The organism is Halioxenophilus sp. WMMB6 (assembly GCF_033283405.1).
Classification (GTDB): domain Bacteria; phylum Pseudomonadota; class Gammaproteobacteria; order Pseudomonadales; family Cellvibrionaceae; genus Halioxenophilus.
Genome location: NZ_JAWMQR010000011.1, coordinates 1 through 13,210 on the forward strand (window position 1 = coordinate 1; position 13,210 = coordinate 13,210).

At 53.2% G+C, this 13,210-nt stretch carries 12 protein-coding genes, 1 rRNA gene and 1 pseudogene; 10 read left to right on the top strand and 4 right to left on the bottom strand.

All coding sequences use genetic code 11. From position 1 onward, the window contains the following. Window positions 1-5: 5 nt before the first annotated feature. Window positions 6-121, top strand: a 5S ribosomal RNA gene (rrf, locus tag SBL51_RS20310). Between the two features lie 1,457 nt (window positions 122-1,578). Here the strand turns inward: rrf and SBL51_RS20315 are convergent. The 4 genes from SBL51_RS20315 to SBL51_RS20330 form a co-directional block, all read right to left on the bottom strand. Then, entirely contained in the window at window positions 1,579-2,271 is a 693-nt protein-coding gene (locus tag SBL51_RS20315; RefSeq protein WP_317932982.1) for an OmpA family protein, read from the bottom strand. Between the two features lie 211 nt (window positions 2,272-2,482). Continuing rightward, on the bottom strand, window positions 2,483-2,749 hold the full coding sequence (gene rpsT / locus SBL51_RS20320; RefSeq protein ID WP_317932983.1) for a 30S ribosomal protein S20: 267 nt from the start codon (window positions 2,747-2,749) through the stop codon (window positions 2,483-2,485). A gap of 98 nt (window positions 2,750-2,847) precedes the next feature. Further along, window positions 2,848-3,264 (bottom strand): hypothetical protein, encoded by a 417-nt coding sequence (locus SBL51_RS20325; protein ID WP_317932984.1) that lies wholly within the window; start codon window positions 3,262-3,264, stop codon window positions 2,848-2,850. Between the two features lie 243 nt (window positions 3,265-3,507). Beyond that, window positions 3,508-3,846 (bottom strand): YebG family protein, encoded by a 339-nt coding sequence (locus SBL51_RS20330; RefSeq protein WP_317932985.1) that lies wholly within the window; start codon window positions 3,844-3,846, stop codon window positions 3,508-3,510. A 191-nt stretch (window positions 3,847-4,037) separates the two neighbouring features. Here SBL51_RS20330 and murJ point away from each other — a divergent pair, with 191 nt between their 5' ends. The 9 genes and pseudogenes from murJ (at window position 4,038) to SBL51_RS20370 (ending at window position 13,209) form a co-directional block, all read left to right on the top strand. Continuing rightward, a complete protein-coding gene (gene murJ, locus SBL51_RS20335) occupies window positions 4,038-5,624 on the top strand; it encodes a murein biosynthesis integral membrane protein MurJ (RefSeq protein WP_317932987.1) in 1,587 nt (528 codons plus the stop codon). A 95-nt stretch (window positions 5,625-5,719) separates the two neighbouring features. Then, window positions 5,720-6,673: a bifunctional riboflavin kinase/FAD synthetase gene (gene ribF / locus SBL51_RS20340; protein WP_317932988.1), complete on the top strand. Its 954-nt coding sequence runs from the start codon at window positions 5,720-5,722 to the stop codon at window positions 6,671-6,673. A gap of 79 nt (window positions 6,674-6,752) precedes the next feature. After that, window positions 6,753-9,548, top strand: coding sequence for an isoleucine--tRNA ligase (gene ileS, locus SBL51_RS20345; RefSeq protein ID WP_317932989.1), 2,796 nt, complete (start codon window positions 6,753-6,755; stop codon window positions 9,546-9,548). 86 nt (window positions 9,549-9,634) lie between these two features. Then, window positions 9,635-10,153: a signal peptidase II gene (gene lspA / locus SBL51_RS20350; protein WP_317932990.1), complete on the top strand. Its 519-nt coding sequence runs from the start codon at window positions 9,635-9,637 to the stop codon at window positions 10,151-10,153. Between the two features lie 5 nt (window positions 10,154-10,158). Then, on the top strand, window positions 10,159-10,608 hold the full coding sequence (locus SBL51_RS20355) for a peptidylprolyl isomerase (RefSeq protein ID WP_317932991.1): 450 nt from the start codon (window positions 10,159-10,161) through the stop codon (window positions 10,606-10,608). A gap of 12 nt (window positions 10,609-10,620) precedes the next feature. Next, complete coding sequence (gene ispH, locus SBL51_RS20360; protein WP_317932992.1) at window positions 10,621-11,559, top strand: 4-hydroxy-3-methylbut-2-enyl diphosphate reductase; 939 nt, start codon at window positions 10,621-10,623, stop codon at window positions 11,557-11,559. A gap of 197 nt (window positions 11,560-11,756) precedes the next feature. After that, window positions 11,757-12,224: a type IV pilin protein gene (locus SBL51_RS20365; RefSeq protein ID WP_317932993.1), complete on the top strand. Its 468-nt coding sequence runs from the start codon at window positions 11,757-11,759 to the stop codon at window positions 12,222-12,224. Between the two features lie 472 nt (window positions 12,225-12,696). Beyond that, window positions 12,697-12,771: pseudogene (locus SBL51_RS23305) on the top strand (prepilin-type N-terminal cleavage/methylation domain-containing protein); the annotation flags it as partial. 3 nt (window positions 12,772-12,774) lie between these two features. Further along, window positions 12,775-13,209 carry a GspH/FimT family protein gene (locus tag SBL51_RS20370; protein ID WP_317932995.1) on the top strand — a complete coding sequence of 145 codons (435 nt, stop codon included), beginning with the start codon at window positions 12,775-12,777 and terminating at the stop codon, window positions 13,207-13,209. The last annotated feature ends 1 nt before the right edge of the window (window position 13,210 follow it).

A 13,210-nucleotide genomic window follows, 5' to 3' on the forward strand; every position in this document is an offset into this window, starting at 1 on the left:
AATTGCTTGACGACCATAGAGCGTTGGAACCACCTGACCCCATCCCGAACTCAGTAGTGAAACGACGCATCGCCGATGGTAGTGTGGGGTCTCCCCATGTGAGAGTAGGACATCGTCAAGCTTCTATCCTAAAACCCCGAATCAGTAATGGTTCGGGGTTTTTCTGTTATGGGGCATCTCATTTTATTAATGTGGGGCAGCTCCCTCAGCCAATGCGTATAGCTCGTGTCGTGGCGGGCTAGCCGAGCGGTGCTCGTCTCTAGACGCCAGCCCCTAACATGCGAGTGTAGGAGATCGTTAAGGCTGCGCGCCCCGGCTCTACCCTCAACCCCGAATCAGTAACAGTTTGGGGTTTTTCTCTATGGGCACCTGGTTTTCTTAATGTAGGCTAGTCCCACCACAGCCTGTCAGCTATGCTCGTAGTTGCTTCGGGGTGACCGAAGGATGTTGAGTTCTAAGCGCCTTATTCCCCTTTGTGAAACCTAACCATCGCCAAGCCCGCGCGCATTGGTGCCATTCTCGAACGCCAAATCAGTGATGTTATGGTTTTTATGGCATTCGGATAATGTTCTTTAAACTGGCTTTCCTGATGCTTAGGCATGGCACAGGTATAGTGATCGGTTATGAAGCGCTAAGCTAAAGTGCTGCTTAGGCCCGAAATATGATCAAGCTTAACCCTTCCCCTATTTTCCAGTAGCAATGCTTACTGGGATTGCGAATAAAGGGCGGGGGGGATGTTAAGAGGGTGGGCGCCCCAGTTTGTAAGTGTCCTTTCCAATAGCTGGACTGTTATTTTTTGCGAGTAGAAATGGTTAAACAGGCTTTCTAGTCTGCGCGACGTTGCAGTTACTCTGCTACGCGCAGCAGTGCAACCTTAAGCCTCTGTTATCGTTATTGTGTGCAAATATTTTTATTCAGCTTGCTGAGCGCAGCGCACGGTTCACAATTTTTAGGAAAATATTTGATGCAGTATTTTTTGATTCTGTATTCTCCAGTAGCTCGCGATCGTCTTAAATAACGGTATACGGCGGTTGCTGTTCTCTTACCTATTAATGTATGTTTTGGATGGCGCCAGATAGTGGCGGTCGAACCTGGATATCAACATTCTTCATGATGTTGAGCTTGGTGGCTTCGCGTTTCACCCGGCGGATGCCTCAGTTACTTTGTTTAATTATATTTTTGAATTCCTTAAAGCTTATAGTACAAGCCCGAAAGTCCTGTTTTATATTTTAATTGAGGAGGGGTAGTGTTCCTGGTAGAAACGATTAGATAGCATTTTTCAGGGACAACTAAGTAGGTATCTATAAGAAAATCGCCAGATTATTTGTAGCAGATAAATAAGATATATAATCGGTGCGACTGTAGGATTACAGGCGGCAATAACTTTTATGCTCTTTGGCCTGTCGAGATGGTTTTCGGGGGCGCCTTTTGATTTTTACGTTGGGAGCTGGCAATCACCTGCTGCAACAGAGACGAAGAGTGGGGCGGTAGCGTGTGTTTTGCTGTTACTGGCTGTTCGGCCGATAAAAAAAGCCCGGATATTCCGGGCAAGTCATGGCGAGCAGAAAGGAGGTCGATTTAAAAATTAGATTGGTAAGCAAGTCCTGTATCGGTAATCAACTCTATGTCGACGCGGCGTTCCAGGGCATAGCTGTCTAAATCCCCTTTCATGGATGTTGACTGGTTCGACCCTTCACCCTTGCTGCTGATTCGATAAGCGGGTACGCCGCAGTCGATCAGTTTGGCAACAACTGCTTCGGCTCTGTATTGCGAAAGAACATTGTTGTATTCATCTGTACCTCTTGGGTCAGTATGGCCTACGACATCCACGGTGATCGATGGGTCTTGTTGGATCAGCTTGGCCAGTACCGCAATAATCGATTCCGCATCTGGTGTTAACTCATCTGAATTAGATTCAAAGTAGACCTCATTGGGTAGATTTTGCAGTAGGTCGGCCATCTCATCCTGTGACTTTTCCCGCTCTGCCAACATCGCCTGGTTCATGCTTAACTCCTCTTTTAGGGTGATAACCTCGTTGCTGGCGGCGTTGATCGCTTCATCCGCTTGATCTGCCGCTTTTAATTCTTCGCCGATTAGCGCTCCGGTAATGGCGCCAGCGACAAAGCCAATTGGCCCGCCGGCTATCGCTCCCAGGACAGCGGTGCCTCCAAAGGCTGCGCCTTGTTTGAGCTCGGTGGTGCCTGCTGATGAGTATTGGCTTGCTGTTAGAATCGCCAGGCAGAGGGTGCTGGTCAGGATGCTCTTCTTCATTGTGATTCCTCGTAGTTTGAATTGGTTATTCAGAGTGTTTTCGCTGGTACGAGGGTTATTAAACGAGGGTATTCGGGCGGTGAGCAGGCGGGTTTAGGGGGAATGCAGGATAGATTGTGGCAAATTGTGGCGGCTATTTATTGCAGGCATAAAAAAACCGCGTGGATACGCGGTTTTTTTATGCCTGATGTGTGTCTAGCACACGCTCGGCTTAAGCAGCTAGCGCTTTAACCTGGGCATTCAAGCGGCTCTTGTGGCGAGCGGCTTTGTTTTTATGAATGATGCCTTTGTCGGCGATACGATCAATGACAGGCACTGCCGCAGCATAGGCTGTTTTGGCTGCTTCGACGTCACCGGCGGCAATGGCTGCATTCACTTTTTTGATGTAAGTACGGACCATTGAGCGCAGGCTGGCGTTGTGTTTGCGTGCCTGGTCGTTTTGACGTGCGCGCTTTTTCGCTTGAGGTGAATTTGCCACCGTGTTGCTCCTTCGTATGGGCTCTAGGTTTAGGGACGCGGTATTATCCGTTTTTTTCTACCTAAGTCAAGGATTCTGGAGCTTTATTGTTGAGCGCCTTAGCGGGTCCCGAAGGGTGACGGCGGTCTCCTGGCTGTTGCTTGTGGGGATATGTGCTTGCGCGGCTGCGAGCGGGCTTGCTCCAGCTTCTCGGCCAAGCCACTGGGGTAGGTGCTTGGCACAAGTTCGCCGGCGAGCTGCGCTTCTCCCTCGCCAGAGTGCTCAAAGCTGAGGGCATTTTGAGGTGTTTCCAGCTCCATCCGGCTAATTCCGCCAATCGACTCAATTGCTAGCACCAGCCGCTTGGCGTAGGTCTGGTCGAGGCCTTGTTTGATGACATTAACCCGCCCTGAGAAGAGCGCGCGCAGTTGTTTACCGTTGCGTACACCAAATCGGTCGGCAAAAGCGAGCATCACGCTGTCCTTCTGCTTGCCGGGTAGGGTCTCTCCCCAGAATACAACTCGATAGGTACTCATCGGTATTTGGTGGCCAGTAGTGTCTGTAAGGGAAGTTGTGCGGTTAAGTGATTTTATATCTCACTATTCTATTAATGTATAAGGAAATCACATTTTCGATATTTTTATTACAAGAAGCTGTAGGTTATATGCCTGCTGATGCCGCAGTTGGTGTGGAATATGGCGTATGAAGGTGCAGGAGGGGGTGCAACGGTAGCGGCCGTTGCACCAAGGAGGAGGGAGGTGGGAGCCTGAGGTGGAGGGTTAGCTGTTGGCAGCAGCTTTGATATTTTCAACCATGGCGGTTGAGTCTGGTTGGGTTGGATTGTCGACTTTGCTTGCTGCTGGCTGTGCAGCAGCCTCACTCTCTTCCAGCAGCAGGTTGGGTTTGCCTTTACAGGCTCTGGCTAAGACCTCCCGTCGCTGTGCCAGAATCAATCCTATGGTCTCTCCGTGCTCTTCATTCAGGCTGGGGATCTCCTGTTCGAGCAACTGTGTGATGTTGGCAGCCAGTTCCAGCATGCTGTCGTGTTCGTCGGCGTCTTTTTTGTTTTCAAACATTGCTCCGTCTCTGTCGCATTTCCAAACTGCTATAACAGCCATGGTGGTCTCCTGTTGATACTGTATGGGTGTACAGTATTTTAGTTTTTCGCCCGGGTCAAGCGTAGGTTTGCCACTTATTTCGATTGTGGGGTAGTTGTGAAAAGTAGTGGCACAGGTTACTTTGCGCAGCCGAAAGGGTTTGACCAGGTAAGTGGCTGGAATTAGTTGTATGGCGATATCCACAAAAGGAGATGGTTTTGTCCAGTGCCGAGGTAACTAGGCCTGCCGCGGGTGGGGGGCTGTTGCGCTCCAGTTCCCTGGTTGGGCTGATGACATTCCTCTCCCGTATTTTGGGTTTGGTGCGCGATGTCTGTTTTGCCCGCTATCTGGGGGCTGAAGCAGGAGCGGATGCCTTTTATGTTGCGTTCAAGATCCCCAACTTCTTTCGACGACTCTTTGCTGAGGGGGCATTTGCCCAGGCGTTTGTACCGGTACTAAGTGAGTATCGCGCTAACGGGTCCCAGGCGGCTGTTAAAGCCCTGCTCGACAACATCGCCGGTGTCCTTGGTCTTAGCCTGCTCATTTTTACCGGTGTTGCCGTTGTCTTCTCTCCGGTGGTGGCCACCATTTTTGCCCCGGGTTTTTTGGCTGATGACGCGAAGTTTGCCTTGGCGAGTGAGCTGCTGCGCATCACCTTCCCCTATCTGTTGTTGATTTCGCTCACCGGCTTTGCCGGTGGGATATTGAATAGCTACGATCGATTTGCAGTGCCGGCACTGACGCCCGTTTGGTTGAATGTGGTGCTTATTACGGCGGCGGTGGTGGTTGCCCCGGGGATGGAACAGCCCGCCTTTGCCTTGGCCTGGGGCGTGTTGGTTGCCGGTTGTGTCCAGCTCTGCTTTCAGTTGCCTTTCCTGGCGCGGCTGCAACTGCTGCCCCACCCCAAGCTCAATTGGCATCATCCGGGGGTGATGCAGGTGCTGAAGTTGATGGTGCCGGCAATATTTGGTGTCTCGGTCGGCCAAATTAACCTGCTGCTTGATACAGTGCTGGCCTCGCTGCTGCCTACCGGAAGCGTCTCCTGGTTGTACTACAGCGACCGGTTATCTGAGCTGCCGCTGGGGGTATTTGCGGTAGCGATTGGTACTGTCATCCTGCCGAAGCTCTCCCGCCTACACGCCGAACAGTCGGCCCAGCACTTCAATGCCATGCTCGATTGGGCCTTGCGGCTGATTGTTCTGATCGCGACGCCGGCCGCTGTTGCCTTGATGGTACTGGCCGAACCGATTCTTACCTGTCTGTTTCTCTACGGCAAAACGACCCCGCTGGATGTCACCATGGCCAGTTTCAGCCTGCGGGGTTACGCACTGGGGCTGATCGCATTCATGTTAATCAAGGTGTTGGCGCCCGGTTTTTACGCCCGGCAGGATATGAAAACACCGGTAAAAATTGGTGTTATCGCCATGATTGCCAATATGGTGTTGAATGTGGCCTTTGTGGTTCCGCTCTACTGGTGGTTTAACCTGGGGCATATGGGCTTGGCGTTGGCGACGGCTGGCTCCGCTTTTCTCAATGCCGGCCTGTTACTGCGCTCGCTGAGAAAGTCCGAGGTGTATAAGCCACTACCTGGCTGGTGGCGGGTGCTGGTGCAACAGCTGCTGGCCAATGGCTTGATGGTGGCTGTGCTGCTGGGGGCTACCCATTGGCTTGGGGATTTAGCCCCTCTGCCAAGCTATCTGCGGGCTGCCGCGTTGTTGTGTCTGTGCGTGTCTGGGCTGCTGGCCTACCTACTGGGGCTATTCCTGGCCGGGTTCAGGCTAAAGGCGCTTAGAGCTTAGCTGCTGCCGGGCCAAAGAGGGAAGTAAATGGCACACACTGGCACCGGCTTGCGCTATAATCGCCGAATTTTAGAATCCGGAATGACATAGACAGAATGGCCCCCCAATCCCCCCGCGAGTTGGTCTGTGGACTACACAACATCAAAGCCCGGCACCGCGGCTGCGTGCTCACCGTGGGCTCATTTGATGGCGTTCACCTGGGCCACCAGCAGGTGCTGCGCCAGGTGCGGGAACGGGCAGCAGCACTGGGGTTGCCGTCGGCGGTGATGATCTTTGAGCCTCAGCCGCTGGAGTTTCTGGCGCCTGAGAAAGCCCCGGCACGGTTGATGCGCTTTCGCGAGAAGGTGCAGGCGCTGTTTGAGGCAGAGGTCGATCGCGTCTTTTGTCTGAGATTCGATGCCAAGCTGTCGAGCTACGACGCCAAGGCCTTCACCAAGGAGATACTGGTCGATCGGCTTGGGGTGAAGCACCTGATTGTGGGCGACGATTTTCGCTTCGGCCACGATCGCTGTGGCGACTTCAACCTGCTCAGCGAGTATGGCGAGATCTACGGCTTCACCGTCAGTGATACCTCAACCTATGTTCAGGACGGCGAGCGCATCAGCAGTACCCGCATACGAGAGGCTTTGGCAGAGGGCAATATCGAACTGGCGGCTCAACTGCTGGGTAAGCCTTACCTCATCACCGGCCACGTGGTATACGGCAAACAGCTGGGGCGGCAGCTGGGGCTGCCTACTGCCAATATAGAGCTGCACCGCTTTCGTTCACCATTGAGCGGCGTGTTTGCGGTTCGGGCCAAGCTGGGCGACTCCGATTGGTTACACGGCGCCGCCAATATCGGCTTTCGGCCGACGATAAAAGGCGGTGATAAGGTGATTCTGGAGGTTCATCTACTGGATTTTAACCAGATGATTTACGGCCAGATTTTGAAAGTCGAATTCTGCCACAAGTTGCGCGAAGAGCAGCGCTTCGACTCCTTGGAGGATCTGCGTGAGCAGATTCTGGCGGATATCGAACAGGCGCGCAGCTATTTTTCAGTGAATCCATAATTAACGGCACTACGGTTAGTGCCATCTGTTTTTTGTAATGGGGATGTCGGTGGAGAGCGCCGATACACAATAGAGTTTTATGACAGATTACAAAGCCACACTTAACCTACCGAATACCACCTTCGCGATGAAGGCCAACCTGGCTCAACGGGAGCCCGGTTTTGTAAAACAATGGCAGCAGGATAAGTTGTACGAACAGATTCGTCAGGCCCGTGCCGGCCGCCCACAATTCATTCTGCACGATGGCCCCCCCTACGCTAATGGCGATATTCACCTGGGCCACGCGGTCAATAAAATCCTGAAAGATATCATCGTTAAATCGAGAACCTTGTCTGGCTTTGATGCCCCCTATGTGCCGGGTTGGGACTGCCATGGTCTGCCGATTGAACACCGTGTGGAAAAGAAAATCGGTAAAGCCGGCACCAAGGTCGATTTCAAAACCTTTCGGCAAAAGTGCCGAGAGTACGCCGCCAAGCAGGTAGATGGGCAGAAAAAAGATTTTATTCGTTTGGGGGTACTGGGCGAGTGGGATAACCCCTACCTGACCATGGATAAGAAATACGAGGCCGACATCATTCGCGCCCTCGGCAAAATCATTGAAAATGGTCACCTGCAAAAAGGCTATAAGCCGGTTTACTGGTCGGTGGTGGGTGGCTCTGCCCTGGCCGAGGCCGAGGTGGAGTATCAGGATAAAACCTCCTTTGCCATTGATGTGAAGTTCCCGGTGGTGGAGCTTGATAAGTTATCGGAGCTGTTACAGCAGGATTTAGCGGGCAAATCGGTGAGTGTGGTCATCTGGACAACCACCCCCTGGACGCTGCCGGCCAACCAGGCAGTCAGCTTGAATGCGGATGTTGAATACGCGCTGGTACAAGCCGGTAGTGACTATTTTATTTTGGGTGAGCCGTTAGTGGCCGCCGTTATGCAGCGCGCTGGCATAGACGAGTACTCTGTGGTGGCCACCGTAGCTGGCCAGAAACTGGAGCTGCTGAAGCTTAAGCATCCCTTCTACGAGCGCCAGGTGCCCATTATTCTGGGTAACCACGTTACCACCGATGCCGGTACCGGCTGTGTCCACACTGCCCCTGACCACGGGGCCGACGACTTTAACGTCGCCAATCAGTACGGCATCGAAACGCTCAACTATATCGATGATCACGGTGTCTACCGCGACAGTGTTCCGCTGTTTGCCGGGGACCACGTCTATAAGGTCGATGAGAAGATTATCGCGGTATTGAAAGAGCAGAATGCGCTCCTGTGTGAAAGTAAAATTGTGCACAGCTTCCCGCACTGCTGGCGAACCAAAACCCCGCTGATTTTCCGCGCGACGCCGCAGTGGTTTATCAGCCTCACCAAAAGCGGCCTCCAGCAAAAAGTGATGGCCGCGGTGGACGAGGTTGAGTGGCTGCCCGGCTGGGGTAAGGCGCGTATTGAGGCCATGTTGGCCAACAGTCCGGATTGGTGTATCTCCCGTCAGCGCACCTGGGGTGCCCCCATCGCACTGTTTGTGCACAAACAGACGCAAGAGCTTCACCCCCGTACCCCGGAGCTGATTGAGCAGGTTGCTCAGCTGGTAGAGGTCGATGGGATGGATGCCTGGTTCGACCTGGAACCGGAAGTGCTGCTGGGCAGTGAGGCGGCCAGTTATCAGAAGGTGACCGATACCCTGGATGTCTGGTTTGATTCCGGAGTCTCTCACTTTGCCGTGCTTAACGCCCGCGACAATCTGTCGGTGCCGGCAGACCTCTATCTGGAAGGTTCAGATCAACACCGTGGCTGGTTCCAGTCCTCTCTGAAAACCAGTCTCGCTATTAACGATGCTCCGCCCTATAAAACCGTATTGACTCACGGCTTTCTGGTGGATGGTGAAGGCAAGAAACTGTCGAAATCGGGTGATAACGCTATTCCTCCGCAAGAGGTACTCAACGACCTGGGCGCCGATATTCTTCGCCTATGGGTGTGTGCCACCGATTTCAGCGCGGAGATGAGTGCCTCAAAAGAGATTCTCTCACGCAGTGCGGACTCCTATCGCCGTATTCGCAATACCGCCCGCTTCCTGTTGAGCAATCTGTTCGATTTCAACCCCGCCGAGCACGCGGTGGCAGAGTCGGAGCTGCTGTCGCTGGATGCCTGGGCGATTGCTCACACTGCGGCTTTACAGACGCAATTGCAGGCCGATTACAGCAGCTACAATCTGCACCTGCTCTATCAAAAGCTGCACAACTTCTGCAGTGTGGAGTTGGGTGGATTTTACCTGGATATCATTAAAGACCGCCTTTACACCATGCCCGCCAACAGCCTTGGCCGGCGCTCGGCGCAGACGGCGATCCATTACATTATCGAGGCTCTGGTGCGCTGGATTGCGCCGGTCTTGTCTTTCACCGCTGAAGAGATCTGGGCGGCACTGCCCGCGGCCGAGCGTGAACCCTCCGTATTTTTGGCCGAGTGGTTGGCATTGCCCGAGGCGCAGGCGGATATGACCTTTTGGGATGCCGTTGCCGATGTCAAATCGGCGGTGAACAAAGTCATCGAAGAGCAGCGCAGTAAAGGCGTGGTTGGTGGTGGCTTGTCGGCCGCGGTTACCCTCTACGCCGATGACAGCCTGTTGGGGCTATTGGAGTCTCTAGCCGATGAGCTGCGTTTTGTGTTGATTACCTCCAAAGCAGAGGTTCGGCCAATGGCCGAGGCTGGCGCGGAAGCGGTGGCTACCGAATTGTCCGGCTTAAAAGTGTTGGTTGGCAAGGCGGCGGGCAGTAAGTGCGTGCGCTGTTACCATGTGCGTGAGGATGTGGGCAGCAGTGCTGAGCATCCCGAGCTTTGTGGCCGTTGTCACAGTAATGTGGCCGGTTCTGGCGAACCGCGCCAGTTCGCGTGAGGGGGTTGCTATGCTGAGTCTGCGCCCCATTGGCGGTGATTATAGTGGCGGTTATCCCCCGCTGAACGTGCTTTTGGAGAGAGCCGGTGGTTAAGCTGCACAAAAAAGTTTGGCTCTGGTACGGTTTGGCTCTACTGGTGATTGGCCTCGATCAGCTGACCAAAATATGGATCAGCGATGCCATGGTGCTGGGCCAGTCGGTAATCTTTACCTCTTTTTTCAATTTCACCCTGTTACACAACGAGGGGGCGGCGTTCAGCTTCCTTAGCAGTGCCGGTGGCTGGCAGCGCTACGCTCTAGGCATCCTGGCGCTGGTGGTGAGTGTAGGGCTGGTGGTCTGGATTGCCCGCATTGCCGCCGGCAAACTGTGGGAGCCGGCGGCGTTGGCCTTGGTGCTGGGTGGCGCTCTGGGTAACCTGATTGACCGCACCCTGCACGGCTACGTGGTGGACTTTATTGTCGTCCACTATCAACAGCACGCCTGGCCGGCCTTCAACGTGGCCGATATGGCGATCAGTGCTGGCGCTATAATGTTAGTAATAGATGCGTTTCGGAGCCGGCACAAAGCTGGTGAAGAATCCACCGAAAGTTTAAACAAGCAGTGATCAATATGACTGAATTTACCGTTGGGCCGGGTACCCGAGTAACCCTGCACTTTGCACTGAAGCTGGATAACGGCGATGTGGTTGACTCCACGTTTGGCGGTGAGCCTGCCACCTTTGAGGTGGGCGACGGCAATCTACTCGAAGGCTTTGAGCGGGCGTTATTCGGCATGGTTTCCGGCGCCCGTGAGACGCTGGTCATCAAGCCCGAAAACGGCTTTGGCCAACACAACCCGCAAAACGTGCAGGAGATCCCACGCTCTGAGTTTGATCCCAGTATAGAAATGAGTGAGGGGCTGATGTTGGCCTTTGCCGATGCCCAAAATACCGAGCTCCCCGGTGTGGTGACCAGCTTTGACGAAGAGGTGGTGCAGATCGATTTCAACCATCCCCTCTCTGGCCGGGAGATCCACTTCGAGGTGGAAATTCTCGATGTGGCGCCGGTTACCACCCACTAATATCCGCAAGCTATGGAAATAAAACTCGCCAATCCCCGCGGCTTTTGTGCCGGTGTAGATCGCGCTATTGATATCGTTAATCGGGCTCTCGATGTCTTTGGTGCCCCCATCTATGTGCGCCATGAAGTGGTCCACAATAAATTTGTTGTCGACTCCTTGCGTGAACGGGGTGCTGTTTTTGTTGATGAGCTGGATCAGGTGCCAGACGATGCCCTGGTGATCTTCAGTGCCCATGGTGTCTCCAAAGCGGTACAGGAAGAGGCCAAGGCGCGGAGCTTGAAGGTGTTCGACGCAACCTGCCCACTGGTAACCAAGGTGCATATGGAAGTATTACGCTTCAGCCGCCTTGGCCAGGAGTGCGTGCTGATTGGACATCACGGTCACCCGGAGGTGGAAGGCACCATGGGGCAGTACGATTTCAGCTCCGGTGGGGATATGTATCTGGTCGAAAACGAGCTCGATGTAGTCGCGCTGTCGGCCAACGTCCGCAACCCCGATAAGCTCGCCTACGTCACCCAGACGACCCTGTCGGTGGATGATACCGCCCGGGTAATCGATGCCCTCAGGCAGGTATTCCCCAATATCACCGGCCCGCGCAAGGATGATATTTGCTACGCAACCCAAAATCGCCAGGATGCTGTGCGGCAATTGGCACTGGAGTGCGAAATCGTGCTGGTGGTCGGTTCCGTTAACTCCTCCAACTCCAATCGCTTGCGAGAGCTGGCGGAGCGCTGTGGTGCCGAAGCCTACCTGGTCGATGACGCCGAGGCGTTGCAGGAGGCTTGGTTCCGTAATAAGTCGCGCATCGGTATCACCGCCGGGGCGTCAGCGCCGGAGGTGCTGGTACAGGGCGTGGTAGACCGTCTACGGGCCATGGGAGCGGCACAGCCGCAAGAGGCGCTGGGTCAACCGGAAAACGTCCGTTTCTCTCTGCCGGTTGAGCTGCGTTAAGAAGTCCTATGAGCAGCCCAACCGGGCATATTCATCACTTTGTTCACACGATTTAAGCGCCAACATTGAGCTTGGACCGTTTCTCACCTATTTTTAATCTGTTGGTTACCCCGATATTCGCCGTTTCGGCAAACGTGTATCGGTAACTGCTAATTTACCTGGTTATATAAAACGATAGTTTAAAAGAGAATGGCATTATGAAGCGCGAGCAGGGTTTTTCGTTGGTGGAAATGGTTATTGTGGTGGCGATTGTCGCTATTCTTGCGGGGATTGCATTGCCCAGCTATTTCTCGCATGTGAGTAAAGGCTACCGCAGCGATGCCATGGGTGCGTTGACCGCCTTCGCACAGGCGATGGAACGGCACTTCACGATTAATGGTACCTATATTGGTGCCGATGGCGGCACTGTTGCGATCACTTCAGAAACCGCGCCAACCATATTTCCCACAGAAGCGCCCATCGATGGCAGTAATAAAGTTTACGACCTGTTAATTACTGAAGCCTCTGCGACCAGCTACACCCTGATTGCCAAACCGAAAGCCGGTGGTCGAATGAAGGACGATGGCATTATCGGCCTGAAATCCACGGGTGTGCGTGGTTGGGACAAAGACGGTGACACCGATCCTTTCGGTACTGGTGAGACCTGTTGGGATAGTGATTGCTAAAACAGTTAGCTTATCTTTAAACCGTAATTACGTACGACAGGCGTAAATAAATACCAGGTGAACGGCTCAATTACCGGGGCGACTGGAAAATCCAATTAAAAAATTCAGTCGCCCACCTTTCCAAAATAGACGTTTTAGTTTCCCGCTTTTCTCCTTCCTCTCTCATTTCCCACAAAAAATTAAATCAACAGTAGCGTGGTGTTTTGTTGCATAAAGCAGCTGCTGTGTAGGCAGTGACTACGGTTATTCGTGGCGATTAAATTCTATTGCTGAGTTTTATTGCGCGATACACTGCGCATTGCCCGATGGTTAGCAAAAGTAGCGGTTTTGGGTGAGAAAAACATCACAACTGGCTATTTAGTCGCTCTGATTAGACCCTTTAGGTATCGTAAGCTTGCCGTTAATCAGGGCTCGGCTGCAATAGAATGGTCGGTCAACTAATCTTCAACTCAAGTTAAGTAGGGGTCACAAAGTGAAAGGTCTACAGGGTTTTACTTTACTAGAAATTTTAGTCGCACTCGCTTTGGCGGCGATCCTTGCAGTAGTGGCAGTGCCTAATTTTACCGATGCCAACAAGCGTAATCGCATGACCACCAATGCCAATGAAATTTTTACCAGTTTGCAATTTGCCCGTACCGAGGCTTTGCGACGAGGTGGCAATGTTTCGGTGGGGCCACTGGATGGAATCAATTGGGTAAGTGGTATTGCCGTATTTACCGATGGCAATGGCAATTCAAAATACGATGATGGCGAAGAGATTCGTGTTTGGGGTGCATTTAAAACCGGTACCTCGTTGGCGACTATCGGTGGAGCATCGGTCATTGTTTTTGATAGCCGTGGTTTTGCCGCTGCCAATGACGATGGCTCGGCGGCGCCTTCGGAAGAGGCGTTTAAGCTTTGCGATGATCGCGAAGGCGAGACTGGTCGTAAAATCAATTTGTTGATGTCCGGCTCAGTTTGGATTGGCGACGCCAACGATTGTTAGA

What these genes read in the sequence shown, in the direction of transcription:
- SBL51_RS20355 (WP_317932991.1), top strand. Translation starts at nt 10,159, where the DNA reads ATGACTGAATTTACCGTTGGGCCGGGTACCCGAGTAACCCTGCACTTT.
- SBL51_RS20315 (WP_317932982.1), bottom strand. Translation starts at nt 2,271, where the DNA reads ATGAAGAAGAGCATCCTGACCAGCACCCTCTGCCTGGCGATTCTAACA.
- ileS (WP_317932989.1), top strand. Translation starts at nt 6,753, where the DNA reads ATGACAGATTACAAAGCCACACTTAACCTACCGAATACCACCTTCGCG.
- SBL51_RS20325 (WP_317932984.1), bottom strand. Translation starts at nt 3,264, where the DNA reads ATGAGTACCTATCGAGTTGTATTCTGGGGAGAGACCCTACCCGGCAAG.
- SBL51_RS20330 (WP_317932985.1), bottom strand. Translation starts at nt 3,846, where the DNA reads ATGGCTGTTATAGCAGTTTGGAAATGCGACAGAGACGGAGCAATGTTT.
- murJ (WP_317932987.1), top strand. Translation starts at nt 4,038, where the DNA reads ATGGTTTTGTCCAGTGCCGAGGTAACTAGGCCTGCCGCGGGTGGGGGG.
- ribF (WP_317932988.1), top strand. Translation starts at nt 5,720, where the DNA reads ATGGCCCCCCAATCCCCCCGCGAGTTGGTCTGTGGACTACACAACATC.
- ispH (WP_317932992.1), top strand. Translation starts at nt 10,621, where the DNA reads ATGGAAATAAAACTCGCCAATCCCCGCGGCTTTTGTGCCGGTGTAGAT.
- SBL51_RS20365 (WP_317932993.1), top strand. Translation starts at nt 11,757, where the DNA reads ATGAAGCGCGAGCAGGGTTTTTCGTTGGTGGAAATGGTTATTGTGGTG.